At 74.2% G+C, this 14,014-nt stretch carries 13 protein-coding genes and 2 pseudogenes; 6 read left to right on the forward strand and 9 right to left on the reverse strand.

Going from position 1 to position 14,014, the window contains the following annotated elements:
• Positions 1-101: 101 nt before the first annotated feature.
• A complete protein-coding gene (locus BM048_RS06405) occupies positions 102-1,211 on the reverse strand; it encodes a LacI family DNA-binding transcriptional regulator (RefSeq protein WP_090031612.1) in 1,110 nt (369 codons plus the stop codon).
• Positions 1,212-1,390: 179 nt separating this feature from the next.
• Between BM048_RS06405 and BM048_RS06410 the strand changes: the two genes are divergently transcribed.
• From BM048_RS06410 to BM048_RS06425, 4 genes and pseudogenes are all read left to right on the forward strand, one after another.
• A complete protein-coding gene (locus BM048_RS06410) occupies positions 1,391-2,776 on the forward strand; it encodes an ABC transporter substrate-binding protein (RefSeq protein WP_239078880.1) in 1,386 nt (461 codons plus the stop codon).
• Positions 2,777-2,781: 5 nt separating this feature from the next.
• Complete coding sequence (locus BM048_RS06415) at positions 2,782-3,753, forward strand: carbohydrate ABC transporter permease (RefSeq protein WP_090031613.1); 972 nt, start codon at positions 2,782-2,784, stop codon at positions 3,751-3,753.
• Positions 3,750-4,572, forward strand: a pseudogene (locus tag BM048_RS06420) (carbohydrate ABC transporter permease). Before BM048_RS06415 ends, BM048_RS06420 begins: the two are co-directional and overlap by 4 nt.
• A 257-nt stretch (positions 4,573-4,829) precedes the next feature.
• Positions 4,830-5,552: pseudogene (locus BM048_RS06425) on the forward strand (alpha/beta hydrolase); the annotation flags it as partial.
• Positions 5,553-6,018: 466 nt separating this feature from the next.
• Here BM048_RS06425 and BM048_RS06430 read toward each other — a convergent pair.
• The 4 genes from BM048_RS06430 to BM048_RS06445 form a co-directional block, all read right to left on the reverse strand.
• Positions 6,019-6,774 carry an iron ABC transporter ATP-binding protein gene (locus tag BM048_RS06430; RefSeq protein ID WP_090031615.1) on the reverse strand — a complete coding sequence of 252 codons (756 nt, stop codon included), beginning with the start codon at positions 6,772-6,774 and terminating at the stop codon, positions 6,019-6,021.
• Complete coding sequence (locus tag BM048_RS06435; RefSeq protein WP_203708885.1) at positions 6,771-7,826, reverse strand: iron chelate uptake ABC transporter family permease subunit; 1,056 nt, start codon at positions 7,824-7,826, stop codon at positions 6,771-6,773. Before BM048_RS06435 ends, BM048_RS06430 begins: the two co-directional genes overlap by 4 nt.
• Entirely contained in the window at positions 7,819-8,760 is a 942-nt protein-coding gene (locus BM048_RS06440; RefSeq protein ID WP_239078884.1) for an ABC transporter permease, read from the reverse strand. Before BM048_RS06440 ends, BM048_RS06435 begins: the two co-directional genes overlap by 8 nt.
• A 116-nt stretch (positions 8,761-8,876) precedes the next feature.
• Positions 8,877-9,875, reverse strand: a complete 999-nt coding sequence (locus BM048_RS06445; protein WP_090031616.1) for a siderophore ABC transporter substrate-binding protein — start codon at positions 9,873-9,875, stop codon at positions 8,877-8,879.
• Between the two features lie 338 nt (positions 9,876-10,213).
• On the opposite strand from BM048_RS06445, the gene BM048_RS06450 reads away from it, so the two are divergent.
• Positions 10,214-11,005, forward strand: coding sequence for an acyltransferase domain-containing protein (locus tag BM048_RS06450; RefSeq protein ID WP_090031617.1), 792 nt, complete (start codon positions 10,214-10,216; stop codon positions 11,003-11,005).
• A 12-nt stretch (positions 11,006-11,017) separates the two neighbouring features.
• Here BM048_RS06450 and BM048_RS06455 read toward each other — a convergent pair whose 3' ends face one another.
• Together BM048_RS06455 and BM048_RS06460 are read right to left on the reverse strand one after the other, a co-directional pair.
• A complete protein-coding gene (locus BM048_RS06455) occupies positions 11,018-11,380 on the reverse strand; it encodes a cupin domain-containing protein (RefSeq protein WP_090031619.1) in 363 nt (120 codons plus the stop codon).
• Between the two features lie 132 nt (positions 11,381-11,512).
• Positions 11,513-12,796 carry a carboxypeptidase regulatory-like domain-containing protein gene (locus tag BM048_RS06460; protein ID WP_139224336.1) on the reverse strand — a complete coding sequence of 428 codons (1,284 nt, stop codon included), beginning with the start codon at positions 12,794-12,796 and terminating at the stop codon, positions 11,513-11,515.
• 126 nt (positions 12,797-12,922) lie between these two features.
• Here BM048_RS06460 and BM048_RS06465 point away from each other — a divergent pair, with 126 nt between their 5' ends.
• Positions 12,923-13,225 carry a DUF4287 domain-containing protein gene (locus BM048_RS06465; protein ID WP_090031622.1) on the forward strand — a complete coding sequence of 101 codons (303 nt, stop codon included), beginning with the start codon at positions 12,923-12,925 and terminating at the stop codon, positions 13,223-13,225.
• A gap of 31 nt (positions 13,226-13,256) precedes the next feature.
• Here BM048_RS06465 and BM048_RS06470 read toward each other — a convergent pair whose 3' ends face one another.
• Positions 13,257-13,439, reverse strand: coding sequence for a hypothetical protein (locus tag BM048_RS06470; protein WP_239078881.1), 183 nt, complete (start codon positions 13,437-13,439; stop codon positions 13,257-13,259).
• Between the two features lie 13 nt (positions 13,440-13,452).
• Positions 13,453-13,983, reverse strand: coding sequence for a hypothetical protein (locus BM048_RS06475; RefSeq protein ID WP_090031625.1), 531 nt, complete (start codon positions 13,981-13,983; stop codon positions 13,453-13,455).
• Between the last annotated feature and the right edge of the window lie 31 nt (positions 13,984-14,014).

Below are 14,014 nucleotides of genomic sequence, written 5' to 3' on the forward strand. Positions count from 1 at the left end.
CGGGCGAGGGCGAGCAGACCCTGTCGCCCCGCCCGCTGCCTCCGCCGCCGTCCGGCGAGCGAGCGGCGACACCGTCATCACAGCCGTTCGACCAGGAGCGGCTACCGCTGCCCCTCCCGCCCGGTTCTCGCGACCGAGTGGCGTTCCCGCAGAGGCATCGGCAACCGGTGCTCGGTGGCGGGCGCAGGAACGGCGGGCTGGCCGTCGATCGTCGCCAGGAGCAGCTCCACCGCGCGGCGGCCGAGGGCCTCGTGCGGGATGGCGAAGGTCGTGAGCCCGGGCCGCAGCCAGCCGGCGAGGGGGTGGTCGTCGAAGGACACGATCGACACGTCCTCCGGCACCGACAGGCCCGCCTCCTGCACGGCCTGGTACGCACCGAAGGCCAGGCGATCGTTGAACGTGATGAGCGCCTGCCCGGGCCCGTGCTCGGCGAGCAGCCGGCTCACCGCGCGGTAGCCGTCCGGCGGCAGCCACTCCGTGCACAGGTGCCCGCTGACCGGCTCGACGCCCGCGGCCGCGAGCACCTCCAGGATGCCGACGAGCCGCTCGCGCCCCGCGACCGTGCCCGGGGGCGTCTGGCCCGGGTGCGCGCCCGCGCCGACGATGTGGATGGACCGGTGGCCGGCGTCGAGCAGCAGCCGGGCGGCGGCGCGGCCGGCCTCGAGCTCGTCGGGGACGGGGGACGGGACGAGGGACGGGACGAGGGACGGGACGAGGGACGGCGCGACGGACGCGCCGGCGGGCAGCGGCAGCGCGTTGAGCAGGACCGTGGGCACGTGCTCGAGGGCGGCGGGCAGCGCCCGGTCGAGCGTGAACATCGAGCCGAGGATGATGCCGTCCACCTGACGGTCCAGCAGCGCGTCCGTGAGCTCGGCCTCGAGCTGCGGGTCGCCCTCGGATTCGCCGATGAAGAGCATGTAGCCGCGTTCGTGCGCCGCCTCGAGCGCGCCCTTGATGAGGTCGCCCGCGAGCTGGGAGGTGGCCACGGTGTCGGAGATGAAGCCCAGCGTCCGGCTCGACCCGCGGCGCAGCCCGACGGAGACGATGTTCGGCCGCCAGCCCAGGCGCTCGGAGACCTCCCGGACCCGCTCCTGCACCACGTCGGAGATCCGCAGCTCCACCCCGCGACCGGACAGGACGAGCGAGGCGGTGGTCGACGAGACACCGGCCTCGCGGGCCACGTCGGCAAGGGTGACTCTCCTGCGTCCCACGGGTGTCCTCCTGTCGGGCGAAGGCTAACCGGCGTCGTCGCCGGCAGCCGCGGAGCGCTTGACACGGCGGGTGGCCGCGCTCACACGCACGCATGCTAAGACGGTTTAGCAGCGGGCAGAACTCCTCACCACGGCTCGGCCCGACCCCTCACGTCCACCCCGAAGAAGAGGAGACGCTGGTGTCTCGACCTCGTGGATCCGCACGGCGCGCCGCGCTCACGGCGACGCTCCTGGCGGGCGCCCTGACCGCCGTCACGGCCTGCAGCAGCCCGGGCAGCGACGCGCCCCAGCCCGCCGCGGACGACGCCTCCACCGCCGCAGGCAGCGGCGGCAGCACCGACGGACCGCCGAGCTGCGGTGAGGAGCCCGTCACCCTCTCGGGCTACTTCGAGACCGGGTTCCCGCTCGCCAAGGAGCTCACCGACGAGTTCAGCGCGCAGTTCCCGAACGTCTCGTTCGACATCCGCGAGGACCAGTTCGCGGTGCTCACGCAGAACGCGCCGCGCGTCCTGGCGGACGACCCGCCGGATCTCATGCGCCTGCCGCAGGTCTCCGAGCTCGCCGGCGACGGCCTGCTCCTCGACCTGGACCCCTACGCCGAGGCATTCGGCTGGGACCAGTGGCCGGCCTCGCAGCTCGAGCAGATGCGGGTCGACGACGTGGGCCGCCGCGGCGACGGCCCGCTGTACGCCATGGGCCTCAACTTCTCCATGACGGGCGTGTTCTACAACAAGGAGCTCGCGGCGCAGGCCGGCATGACCGAGCCCCCGGCGACGCTGGCCGAGCTCGACGGGTACCTCCAGGCGGCGAAGGACGCCGGCCTCACTCCCGTCGCTCAGTTCAACGGCGGCGCCACGGGCGGCCTGGCCTTCCCGCTGCAGGCGCTCATGGCGTCCTACGGCGACCCCGCGGCGATCAACGACTGGATCTACCAGCAGCCGGACGCCACGATCGACACCCCCGAGAACCTCGAGGCGGCCGAGCACCTGCAGCGCTGGATCGACGCCGGCTACTTCGCCGAGGACATCAACTCGATGGACTACGCCACGATGATGAGCCGGTTCATCGGCGGCGAGAGCGTCTTCATCTTCGACGGCGACTGGGAGTCCGGGAACCTCGACCAGCAGATGCCCGGCAACGTCGGCTTCTTCCTCATGCCCCCGCTCGAGGAGGGCGGCACGGTCGGCGCCATGTCGGCGCCGCTGACCTTCGGCATCTCGGCGCGGGCGGCCAACCCCGACTGCGCCGCGTTCTTCCTCGACTGGGTCGCGACCGACGAGGAGGCCCGCACGATCGCCGTCGAGACGGGCGGCTCGCACCCGATGGGTCCGGCCGACGCGTTCATGCCCGAGGTGGACCCGGACACCGTCACGGCGCAGACCCTGGCCGCCGGCGCGGAGATCGGCGAGCAGGACGGCGCCATGGACTTCATCGCCAACGCCACCGGCTCGATCTACGCCAAGAGCTGGACGCCCAACCTGCAGAAGATGGTCGCCGGCGAGCAGGACGCCGCCGGCCTGCTGGAGTCGGTGCAGGCCGACTACGCCGCGGAGATCGGCGGCTGACGCAGGTGGCACAGCGGCTCACGGGGCCCGTCCCCGCCGGCCGCCGCGAGCGGTCCTCCGCGGCCGCCCTCCCCCTCGAGGACAGGCGCCGCGCCCGCCGGGCGCGGCGCCTGCGCGAGGGCGGGGTGGCCCTGGCGCTCGTGGCACCGGCGGCACTGGCCTACGTCCTCTTCGTGCTGCGCCCCCTGGCGTACACGGTCCAGTACTCGTTCTACGAGTGGGACGGCGTCACGGCCTCGACCTGGGTCGGGCTGCGCAACTACACCGCGCTCGTCACCGATCCTGAGCTCGCCGGCCCCATCGTCAACGCCTTCCAGCTCATCGTGTTCTTCAGCTTCGTACCGGTGGCGCTCGGGCTGCTGACGGCGAACATGATCCGCGGGTTCGCGACGAGCCGGCTCGCGGTGGTCGCGCGCACGGTCCTGTTCCTGCCGCAGATCATCCCGCTGGTGGCCGCGGGCATCATGTGGAGCTGGCAGCTGTCCACGAACGGCCTCGTCAACCAGGCGCTGCGCCTCGTCGGGCTCGACGGGGTGACCCGCGCCTGGCTGGGCGACTTCGGCACCGCGCTGCCCGCCGTCGGCGTCATCGGCGCGTGGGTGCTCTTCGGCCTGTGCATGCTGCTGCTGCTCGCGGGCATGACGAAGATCGACGTGTCCCTCTACGAGGCGGCACGGATCGACGGCGCCGGGCCCGTGCGGGAGTTCTTCTCCATCACGCTGCCGAGCCTGCGGCAGGAGCTCGTCGTGTGCCTGACGGTGACGATCATCGCCGCGCTGGCCAGCTTCGACATCGTCTACATCGCGACGCAGGGCGGACCCGGCAACAGCACGCTCGTGCCGGGCCTGGAGATCTACTACCTCGCCTTCTTCGAGCGCGAGATCGGCATGGCGTCCGCCCTGGCGGTGGCGCTGGTGGTGCTGGTGCTGCTCGTCGTGCTGCCGCTGCAGTGGGTCAACCGGGAGCGTGACCGATGATCGTGTCGCAGCGGGAGCTGTGGACCGGGCGCCTGCTGCTCGTCGTCCTCATGGCCGTCACCGTCATGCCGTTCGTCAGCCTCTTCGTCACCGCCCTGCACCCGGCGGGCACCTACCCGAGCGGGCTGGAGTGGCCCGAGAGCCCGCAGTGGTCGAACTTCGCGCGGGCCTTCGAGGCCGCCGACATGGGCCGGCTGCTGGTCTCCAGCGTGCTCATCGAGCTCGGCGTCGTCCCGCTGGCCCTGCTCATCGCCACGCTGGCGGGCTTCGCGCTCGGGCACCTGCGGGCGCCGGGCGGTCGCGTCATCTTCATCGCGTTCGTCCTCGGCCTGACCCTGCCCTTCGAGGGCATCATCATCCCGCTCTACTACCAGATGCGGGACCTGGGGCTGCTCAACACCCGGTGGGCCATCATCCTGCCGCTGCTCGGGCTCTTCATGCCGTTCGCGGTCTTCTGGATGCGGGCGCACTTCGTCAACGTGCCCCCGGACATCTCCGAGGCGGCGCGCATCGACGGCGCCACCACCTGGCAGCTCTTCTGGCGCATCCACGTCCCGCTGTCGACGCCGGCCCTGTCGTCGCTGGCGATCCTGCTGTTCCTGTGGACCTGGAACCAGTTCCTGCTGGCCGTGGTGCTCGTCGACGACCCGTCGCAACGCACGATGGCCGGCGCGCTCGGCGCGTTCCAGGGCCAGTGGGGCACCGACATCCCGCTGCTGTGCGCCGGTTCGCTGCTCATCCACGCCGACGCTGCTGATCTTCCTCGCCTTCCAGCGCCGGTTCGTCACGGCGCTGCTGCAGGGCTCGGTCAAGGGATGACCGCGCCCGCCGGGCTCTCCCGGCTGCCGCGGCCCCCGTTCGACCCCGAGCTCGAGGCGGTCCTGCTCGCCCGGCGGGACGAGGTCGTCACGACGCTGACGGCCGAGGAGATCCCCGGGCTGCGGCGGCGCTCGGCCACGGCGGACGCGCTCGCGCCGCTGCTCGAGGACGGGACCTGGACGAGCAGCGTGCACGTGGTGCCCGGGGCCGCTCGCGGACCGGACGTGCGGCTCGTGCTGCTGCGGCCCGTCGACGCCCCGACGGCCGCGCCCTGCCTGTACCACCTGCACGGGGGCGGCCTGGTCACCGGCTCCGCCTACGACGACCTCGCCGTCGCCGCGCAGCTCGCCGCCCGCGCCGGGTGCGCCGTGGCCTCGGTCGACTACCGCCTCGCGCCGGAGCACCCGTTCCCGGCGGCGGTCGAGGACGCGTACGCCGGTCTGGTGTGGCTGGCCGACGCGGCGCCGGGACTGGGCCTCGACCCGACGAGGCTCGTCGTGGGGGGCATCAGCGCCGGCGGCGGCCTGGCCGCCGCGACCGCCCTCCTGGCCCGGGACCGCGGCGGCCCGCCGCTGCTCGGCCAGCTCCTCGTGTGCCCCATGCTCGACGACCGTGACGGCTCGCCCTCCGCCGAGCAGATGCGCGGCGCCGGGGCCTGGGACGCCGACGCCAACGCGACCGCGTGGCGGGCCTACCTCGGCGACCGGTACGGCGGCGAGGACGTCCCGGCCCACGCCGCCCCGGCACGCGCGACCGACCTCACGGGGCTGCCGCCGGCCTTCCTCGACGTCGGCTCCGCGGAGACCTTCCGCGACGAGGTCGTCGCCTACGCCGAGCGCATCTGGCTGGCCGGCGGCCGGGCGGAGCTGCACGTCTGGCCGGGCGGCTTCCACGGCTTCGACGCGCTCGTCCCGGACGCGGCCGTCTCCCGGGACGCCCGCCGGGCCCGCCTCCGCTGGCTCGCACGCGTCCTGTCCTGAGGAGCCCCCGTCCGGCGGCCCGGGCGGGACACCCGTCACCGCTGGCTCGCACGCGTCCTGTCCTGAGGAGCGCCCGTCCCGCGGGCCGGGCGGGACACCCAGCACCGAGCCGGGTCGGGCCGTGGTCGCCGCCGGCGCCAGGCGTCAGGCCTCGTGCTCCGGACTACGCCGAGATGCCTGTCCCGGCGGCTGCGCGCGGCGTGTCGTGGCATCTCGACGGGGTGTCGCGTGCGCGAGCCGCTCTCGTGCCGTCGCCAGGCACGGGGTGGGGCGAACGCCGGAGCCGTGCACAACTCTGTCGAGATGCCCCGACACGCCGACGGCCGGGGACGTCGGGCGGTACCTCGGCGTAGCGTCCGCCACCCCGCTCGGCGCCCGCGCAGGACGCGCGAGCCGTTCGACGCAGCGGTGGGCGGGTCTTCGATGAGGATGCGCGTGACGGTCGTCCCGTCGGTGCCGCGGCCGTTCAGTAGTAGACGGCGAGGCGGCCGCGGGGGCCGTCGACCACGTCGACCGGGGTGTCGAAGACGTCGGTGAGGACCTCGGCCCGGATGACCTCCGCCGGCGTCCCGGTGTACCGGACGAGGCCGTCCTTGAGCGCGACGACGTGGTCGGCGTAGTGCCCCGCGAAGTTCACGTCGTGCAGGACGACGACGACCGTGCGGCCGAGCTCGGTCGTCATGCGGCGCAGGAGCTGCATCATCTGCACCGAGTGCGCCATGTCGAGGTTGTTGAGGGGCTCGTCGAGCAGGACGACCTCCGTGTCCTGCGCCAGGACCATCGCCACGTAGGCGCGCTGGCGCTGGCCGCCGGACAGCTCGTCGAGGTAGCGGCCCTCGAGCGCGCCGAGGTCGAGGAAGTCGACCGACCGGCTGACCACCTCCTCGTCGTGCGCCGTCAGCCGGCCGCGCGAGTGGGGGAAACGGCCGAACCCGACGAGCTGGCGGACGGTCAGCCGCGTGACGAGGTGGTTCTCCTGACGCAGGACCGCGACGACGCGGGCGAGGTCGGCCGAGCGCGTGCGCGCCACGTCGAGGCCGGCGATCTCCACCGCGCCTGCGTCCATGCCGAGCAGCCGCCCGACGATGGTCAGCAGCGTCGACTTGCCCGCGCCGTTGGGCCCGATCAGCGCGGTGATGCCGCCGGCCGGGACCTCGAGGTCGACCGGACCGATCGCGACGTCGGAGGCGTACCGCTTGGTGACCGAGGACAGGGTGATCACAGGCGCCCCTTGCGCAGCAGGTGGACGAGGAAGAACGTGCCGCCGACGACCTCGACGAGGACGCCGACGGACCCGGCCGCGTAGAAGACGTGCTTGAGCACGACGTACGCACCGCCGAGCACGACGACGCCGACCAGCCACGCGACGGGCAGCACCTGCCGGTGCCCGTACGTGCCGGTGACCTGGTAGGCGATCATCGCGGTGAGGAAGCCGAAGAAGGTCATGGGCCCGACGAGGGACGTCGACACCGCCATGAGCACCGACACGAGCAGCAGCACCACGAGGCTGCGCCGCCGGTGGTCGACCCCGAGGCCCACGGCCACGTCCCGCCCGAGCGCGAGGACGTCGAGGTCGCGCGCCCGCCACCACAGCACCCCGCCGGCGGCAGCCGCCAGGGGCACGGCGACGCCGAGGTACGTGGCGTCGGCGTTCGCCACGGACCCGATGAGCCGGGCCGTCAGCAGGTCGAACTCCGTCGGGCTCAGCAGCCGCTGCAGGTAGGACGCCAGGGCGCCCATCCCGCCTCCCAGGACGATGCCGACGAGCAGCATGACGTGCAGGTTCGCCAGCCGCCCCGTGAACAGCCAGCCGTAGAGAAGCCCGGCGAAGGCGACCATGAGCACCACCTGCAGCACGTACTGCCCGACGCCCTGCACCAGCGCCAGCCCGGCCACGCCGAGGACGGACACCGCCGCGGTCTGCACCAGCCGGTACAGCGCCTCGAAGCCCATGATCGACGGCGTGAGGATGCGGTTGGCCGTCACGGTCTGGAACGCCACGGTCCCCAGGGCCTGGCAGAAGGCCACGACCACGACGACGACGAGGCTCGTCACCCGGAGCTCGGCGATGCGCCAGAAGCCCTCGCTGCCGACCGGCATCGGGTTGTCCCAGCCGACCATCGCGGCGGCGACGAGCACGGCGGCGACCGCCAGCGCGCCGACGAGCACGACGTAGCGGCGGCGGTCCCGGGTCGTCGGCAGCGCGCCGGAGCGACGCTCGTCGGCCCCGGATACGCCGACGGGCGGGCGTGCCGGGCGCAGCGCCTCAGCCACGACGGCGCTGCCGGAGCAGGAGGGCGAGGAACACGACGCCGCCCACGACCGACAGGATCGTCGCGACGGGGATCTCGAACGGCATGACGACGACGCGCCCGAGCAGGTCGGCCGCCGTCACGAGCGCGACGCCGACCACGGCGACCCAGGGCAGGTTCGAGCGCAGGTCGTCGCCGCGGGCCATCGACACCACGTTCGGCACGACGAGCCCCAGGTACGGCAGGTTCCCGACGACGACGGTGACGATGCCGGTCGCCGCCGCGATGAGGACCGTGCCGAGCAGGACCACACGGCGGTGGTCGAGGCCGAGACCCGTCGACACGTCGCGCCCGAGACCGGCGACGGTGAAGCGGTCGGCGGCGACCGCCACGGCGACGACCACGACGACCACGGCCCAGATCGGCTCGTACTGGCCCTGGATCACCGAGGTGAAGGAGCCGAGGAACCACGCGCCCATGCTCTGCAGCAGGTTCGTCGACAGGGCGACGTAGGTGGAGACCGCCCCGACGACGGCGCCGAGCATGAGCCCCACGATCGGCACCACCACCGACGAACGCAGCGCCACGCGCTGCAGGAACGCGAAGAACACGAGCGTCCCGACGAAGGCCGCGAGCACGGCTGCGACCATCTTCAGCAGCAGCGGCGCCCCCGGGGCGACGACCATCACCGCGAGCATCCCGAGCCCGGCCCACTCGGTGGTGCCCGTCGTCGTCGGCTCGACGAAGCGGTTCTGCGTGAGCTGCTGCATGACGAGCCCCGACATCGCCATGACGGCGCCGGCCAGCACGAGCGTGACCGTCCGCGGGACCCGCGTCACGAGGAACATGCGCCAGCCGTCGTCGGCCCCCAGCACGTCAAAGACCCCGACGAACAGGGAGGCGACGACGAGCGCGGCCGTGCCGACGACGGCCGCGACGAACGGCACGGTCACCAGGCGCGACCGGGACGACCGGCGGGACACGTTCCCGCCGGTCGTCGCGCCGGTCGGGCCGCCGGTCGTCTCGCCGGTCGTCGCACCCGTCGACGCCGAGCCGGCGAGGGCCGCCGACGTCACGCCTGCTCGAGGGCGTCCGCGACCGACTCGAAGAACTCGGTGTAGGTCTGGATGCCCTCGTTCGTGTAGGTGTCCTGCGGCATGTACACGATCCGGCCCTCGCGGACGGCCGTGACGCCCTGCAGGGCGGCCGAGCCGGCGAGCAGCTCGTCGGCCGGGACGTACGCGCCCTCCGTGCTCGCGCTCGTCGCCGCGTCGCGGTCCATGACGAGGATCAGCCCGGGGTCGGAGGCGGCGATGGCCTCGACGGAGATGTCGTCGCCCTCGTGGTCGGTGCTGCCGTCGGCCTCGATCGCGGGCGTCAGGCCGAGGATGTCGTAGACCGGGCCGAGCGTGCGGCCGGACCCCGGGGCGGCGTAGTTGATCTCGCCGCCGGAGGTGATGACCGACATGACGGTCGTCGCGGGGTCGTAGGCGGCCTTCACGCGGGCCACCGCGGCGTCGAACTCGTCGACGAGCGCCTGCGCGTCGTCCTCGCGGTCGAAGATCTGACCGAGCACCTCGACCTGGCGCTTGAGCTCGGCGTCGAGGGGCTCGCCGTCGCGGGGCGTGGTGTCGACGATCGCCGCGTCGGGCACCAGCGTCGCCAGGTCGGCGCCGTACTGCTGGAAGCGCTGACCGTTGAGGACGAGGTCGGGCTGCGCGGCGACGACCGCCTCGAGGTCCGGCTCGTTGTGGGTCCCGAGGTTCACCACGGACGCGTCGGTGCGGTACGCGATCGTCGTCGGGATGAGGTCGACCGGGGCCGCGGCGAGCTCGACGCCCCAGTCCGCGAGGGTCTCGAAGAGCCGGTTGTCGGTGGCGACCACCCGCGACGGCGGCACGGTGACCGTCTGCGTCCCCGTGTTGTCCTCGACCTGGACCGTGCTCGCGGTGGCGGTGGCGCTCGTCGTCCCCCCGGCCGTCGGGACGGCGCTGCTCGAGCAGCCGGCGAGGGCCAGCGCGAGGGTGCCGGCGACGGCGCCGAGGGTCAGGGACGAGGTGCGGCGGGGCATGCGTGCTCCTTCTCGGGGCGCCGTGCGGGCGCGACGGGGTCGGGACGCGAACCTGCCGGGGAAGCGCTCACCCGTGGTCGCCGTCCAGGCGAGGTGAGGCTAACCTTACCGATGCCGCACGTGTCAACTCGCAGGTGAGGGCGCCGTGCACGGCACGGCGCCCTCGTCCGTCACCGCGGAGACCTGGACGCCCGTGGTGCCGAGCGGTCGCAGCCAGCCCGGACCGCCGGGGTGGGGTGTCGTCATCGTGCTGCCTCCCGGCTCGTCGTCGGGCAGGTGCGCCCGTGCGGGAGCAGTCTGCCCCGACGGCTACGCGGCGGCATGAGAGGGTCGCGCCCATGAGCAGCGACGTCACCGAGGACGGGCCCCCGACCGACGGGGCGGCGGTGCTGGGCGTCGCCGGCGTCCCCTGGGCGGCCGCGCCGGCCGACCCCGCGCTCGTCGAGCGGCTGCGCGAGGCCCTCACCACCGACGGCCCGCCGGACCCGGCCGGGCTCCCCCGGGCCCGCACGCTGGTGCCGGCGCTCGTCGCGCTCGTGCCGGACGCGCTCGAGCGGTTCCGCTCGCTCGGCCTGCCGGCCGACGTGGCGCGCGCGACGCTGTCCGACGTGGGCCGCAAGGTCGCGGTGCACGACGACGACGTGCCGCCCTCCTGGCTCCTCGGGTTGCTGCGCGCCGACGTCGTCGCGCTCGGGCGGCTGCAGGTCGAACGGGTGGCCGTCGACGGCGAGCGCCCGGTGCACGTCCCGCAGACCGGGCCGCTGCTGCCGGCGGAGGTCGACCGCTCGCTGGCGTGGGCGAGGGACCTCCTGGGCGACGAGCGGTTCGTCGTCACGTCCTGGCTCCTCGACCCGACGTTCACCGCCCTCGGCCCGACGAGCAACATCGTCCGCTTCGCCGCCCGCTTCGACGCCGAGCCGGTGCCCGACGACGCCCCCGTCGACGCCGCGGGCTTCACCGCCGAGGACCGGTCCGTCACGCGCTTCACCGTGCAGCGCAGCCCGGAGGAGGTGCTCGGCCCGGAGTTCGTCCCGCGCACGCGGCTGGAGCACCTGCTCGTCGACCACCTCGGCGCCGGCCGGCACTTCGTCGGGCCGCACGGCGTCCTGCGCGACCCCGCGCCGCGCTGACGCCGGCGCCCCTCAGGCCGACAGACCCCGCGTCTCCCCCGGACCGCCGTCACGGTCGTCGACGCTCGTGACAGTCGTGAGCAGGAAGACGGCGTCCTCCAGGGCGACGACCGCGTGCCGCTCGTGCGCGAGCGTGACGAGCCGCCCCTGCGCGAGCTCCTCGTCGCCCTGCCCGGTGACGCGCACGCGGCCGTGCAGCACCTGCACGGACGCGGCGGGCGGCGCGTTGTGCTCCCCCAGCTCGGCGCCGGCGGCCAGCGCGATGACGGTCTGCCGCAGGACGCCGTCGTGCACGACGAGCTCCGTGCTGCGCCGGTGCGTCGAGGCGCGCGCGGACTGGAGGTGGCTCTCGACGAGGGCGGTCAGGTCGGGCACGGCGGTCTCCTTCGGCCGGTGACAGCTCGGACGCCCCCAGCATGTCGCGCCTGGCGCGTCACCGCCGGTCGGAGCCCCGGTCGCGAGCTCCGGACGGGCGGCTCGTCGTCGGGAGCGCTGTGCCGACGGCCGTCAGCTCGACGACCAGTCGCCGCGGCGCGCGACCCGGCGCAGGACGACGCCGAACGCCAGCAGCGCCAGGGCCAGCAGCACGCCGCCGCCGGCGGTCGTCCCGCTGTCGGCGAGCTCGGTCCGCGCAGGGCGGGCGACGACGACGGCCGCCGACGACGGCCGCGTGGGCGCGCTCACCGCCGCAGGGGCGGGCGCGACCGGAGCCGCGGGCGGCGTCGTCGGGCTCGCGTCCGGTACCGGCGTCGGGGTGGGCGGCGGCGCGGGGACCACGGCCGGCTCCCCGACCGCCGCCCCCACGCGTGCGTCCAGCGCGTCGATCGTGCGGTACGGGCCGCCGGCGGCGACCACCACGTCGGACGCCGTCGCCACGCTCGTCCCGCCGCCGTACACCGTCAGCTCCTCGCGCTGCAGGCCGGGGGAGGAACGGAAGAAGGCCAGCCGGTACGTCCCCGGGACGACGAGCGGGCTCCGCCACGAACCGTCCGGACCGATCGCGAGGTCGAACAGGCGCTGCCCGTCGGCCGCCAGCACGTCGACGTAGGCGTCCCCCGCCGTGTAGCGCCCGCCGTCGGACGCGTACAGGGTGCCGGCCAGCCGTACCGCGTCGAGGGTCGGGTCCACGACGATCAGGCCGTCGTCCTCCAGCGTGAAGGGCCAGGTGGTCGTCATCGGCGCCGTGGAGAGGTACAGCTCGCAGTCGGCCACCCCCTGCTCGGGCAGGCCGCCCGGCAGCCAGAACGCGCCCGTCTCGTCGGTGCTGCCATGGATGAGGCCGCACGAGGTCCACATCGGCACGTCGGGCACAGGTCCACCCAGCGGGTCGCGCACGGTGCCGCTCATCTCGCCGATGAAGGGCACCGACCACGCGCCGAGGTCGAGCACCGGGGCGTCCGGCGTGAGCTCGAGGCGACGCGCGTCGAAGACGTCCCTCGAGACGTCGTCCCAAAAACCGAAGACGGAGCTGAGGGTGTACCGGCCGAGCGGGAGGTCCGGCACGGTGAACCGACCGGTGGAATCGGTGGTGACCGTCACCGCACCGCAGGCGTCCAGGGGCTCGCACTCCCAGACCAGCCCGACGGCCTTCCCGGGCAGCGGCTCCCCGGACTCGTACTGCAGCACCCCGGTGACCGAGCCCGGGCCCGGCGGCATGTCCGGGCCTGCGGCCGCCGCCGCGGGCGCCGAGGTGACCCCCGCGACGAGCAGCAGCGCGGCTCCCAGGACCGTCCGCAGCACGCGCCCGCGCGGGGCGACCGGTCGGGGGCGTCGATCCTCGCGGGCGTCCATGACGGCAAGCGTGCCCGTGCGGCCGGCCAGGCGACAGGGTGCAGGCACCGGTCCTCGCAACCGACCAACGGCACCTGCCAGGATCGGCGGGCCCGACGAGCACCGCCCGCGACCCCGAGGAGCACCATGTCGTTCCAGGCCTACCTCGACACCATCGAGGACCGCACCGGCATGACGCCGCGCGCGCTGCTCGCCGTCGCGGCCGGCAAGGGCTTCGACCAGCCGACGACGAAGGCCGCCGACGTCGTCGCGTGGTTCAAGGACGACTACGGCCTCGGGCGCGGCCACGCGATGGCGTTCTGGCGCGTGCTGTCCCAGGGCGCGACCATCCCGGACACCCACGTCGGGACGTCCGGCGCCCACCGCGACGAGAGCACGGAGCTGTGGCTCGACGGCAGGGCGACACGACCGGGCGCCGCCGCCGGCTGACCCGCCGCCCCCGGCGGCCGGCGCGCGGCCGTCAGCGGTCGCAGGCGCAGGTGGCGTTGATCTCGACGACCTGCTCGCCCTCGTCGGGCCGCGCCCACGCCTCCGCCTCGGCACGGGAGACGAAGGACCGCGGCGCGAGCCGGCCGTTGGCCAGCAGCACGGTCACCTCGACCTGCTCGCGCGGGTCCTGCCAGGCGACATCGAGAGGCGTCACGCCGCCCATCCGATCACCCCATCTCGTCGCAGGCCAGTCCCGGCCCCGCGGTGTCGATCGGCAGCGCCGTCCTCGTCGAGGCCAGCACCTGCCAGTTCTCCCACCGCTCGCCGTCGGGCAGGACGCGCACCAGCTGGGCCTCCGCCGGGTAGATGCCGGGCAGCATGCGGCAGGGGTTGCCCCAGTAGTCGCCCCACACGTCGACCTGCACCACCTGTGGGCGCCCGGTGCACGTGACCGGCTGACCCGGGTTGTCGGCGTAGCGGCCGTAGTTGTCGTACCGAGCAGCCCTGGCACGCACCGCGTACTGCTCGGTGGTGCCCTTCGGGCAGACGACCTGCACGGAGAGCACGCCCTCGGGGATCCCCCACTCGTCGAGCCGCTGCTCGAGGCCCTTGATCGGCTTGCCGCTGTGGAAGCCGGTCTGGACCCCGGTCGCCTTGGGCCCGGGCGCCTTCGGCCCGGCCACCGCCGGCGCCACCGCGGCCGACACGAGCAGCGCCGCCGTGGCCCCGACGGTCAGCGCAGTCCTGAGCACGTTCATGGTGTCCCCCCGCAGGTCATCGGCCTCGTCG

Source organism: Cellulomonas marina (assembly GCF_900111925.1).
Lineage (GTDB): Bacteria > Actinomycetota > Actinomycetes > Actinomycetales > Cellulomonadaceae > Cellulomonas > Cellulomonas marina.

What these genes read in the sequence shown, in the direction of transcription:
- BM048_RS06450 (WP_090031617.1), top strand. Translation starts at nt 10,214, where the DNA reads ATGAGCAGCGACGTCACCGAGGACGGGCCCCCGACCGACGGGGCGGCG.
- BM048_RS06475 (WP_090031625.1), bottom strand. Translation starts at nt 13,983, where the DNA reads ATGAACGTGCTCAGGACTGCGCTGACCGTCGGGGCCACGGCGGCGCTG.
- BM048_RS06445 (WP_090031616.1), bottom strand. Translation starts at nt 9,875, where the DNA reads ATGCCCCGCCGCACCTCGTCCCTGACCCTCGGCGCCGTCGCCGGCACC.
- BM048_RS06465 (WP_090031622.1), top strand. Translation starts at nt 12,923, where the DNA reads ATGTCGTTCCAGGCCTACCTCGACACCATCGAGGACCGCACCGGCATG.
- BM048_RS06460 (WP_139224336.1), bottom strand. Translation starts at nt 12,796, where the DNA reads ATGGACGCCCGCGAGGATCGACGCCCCCGACCGGTCGCCCCGCGCGGG.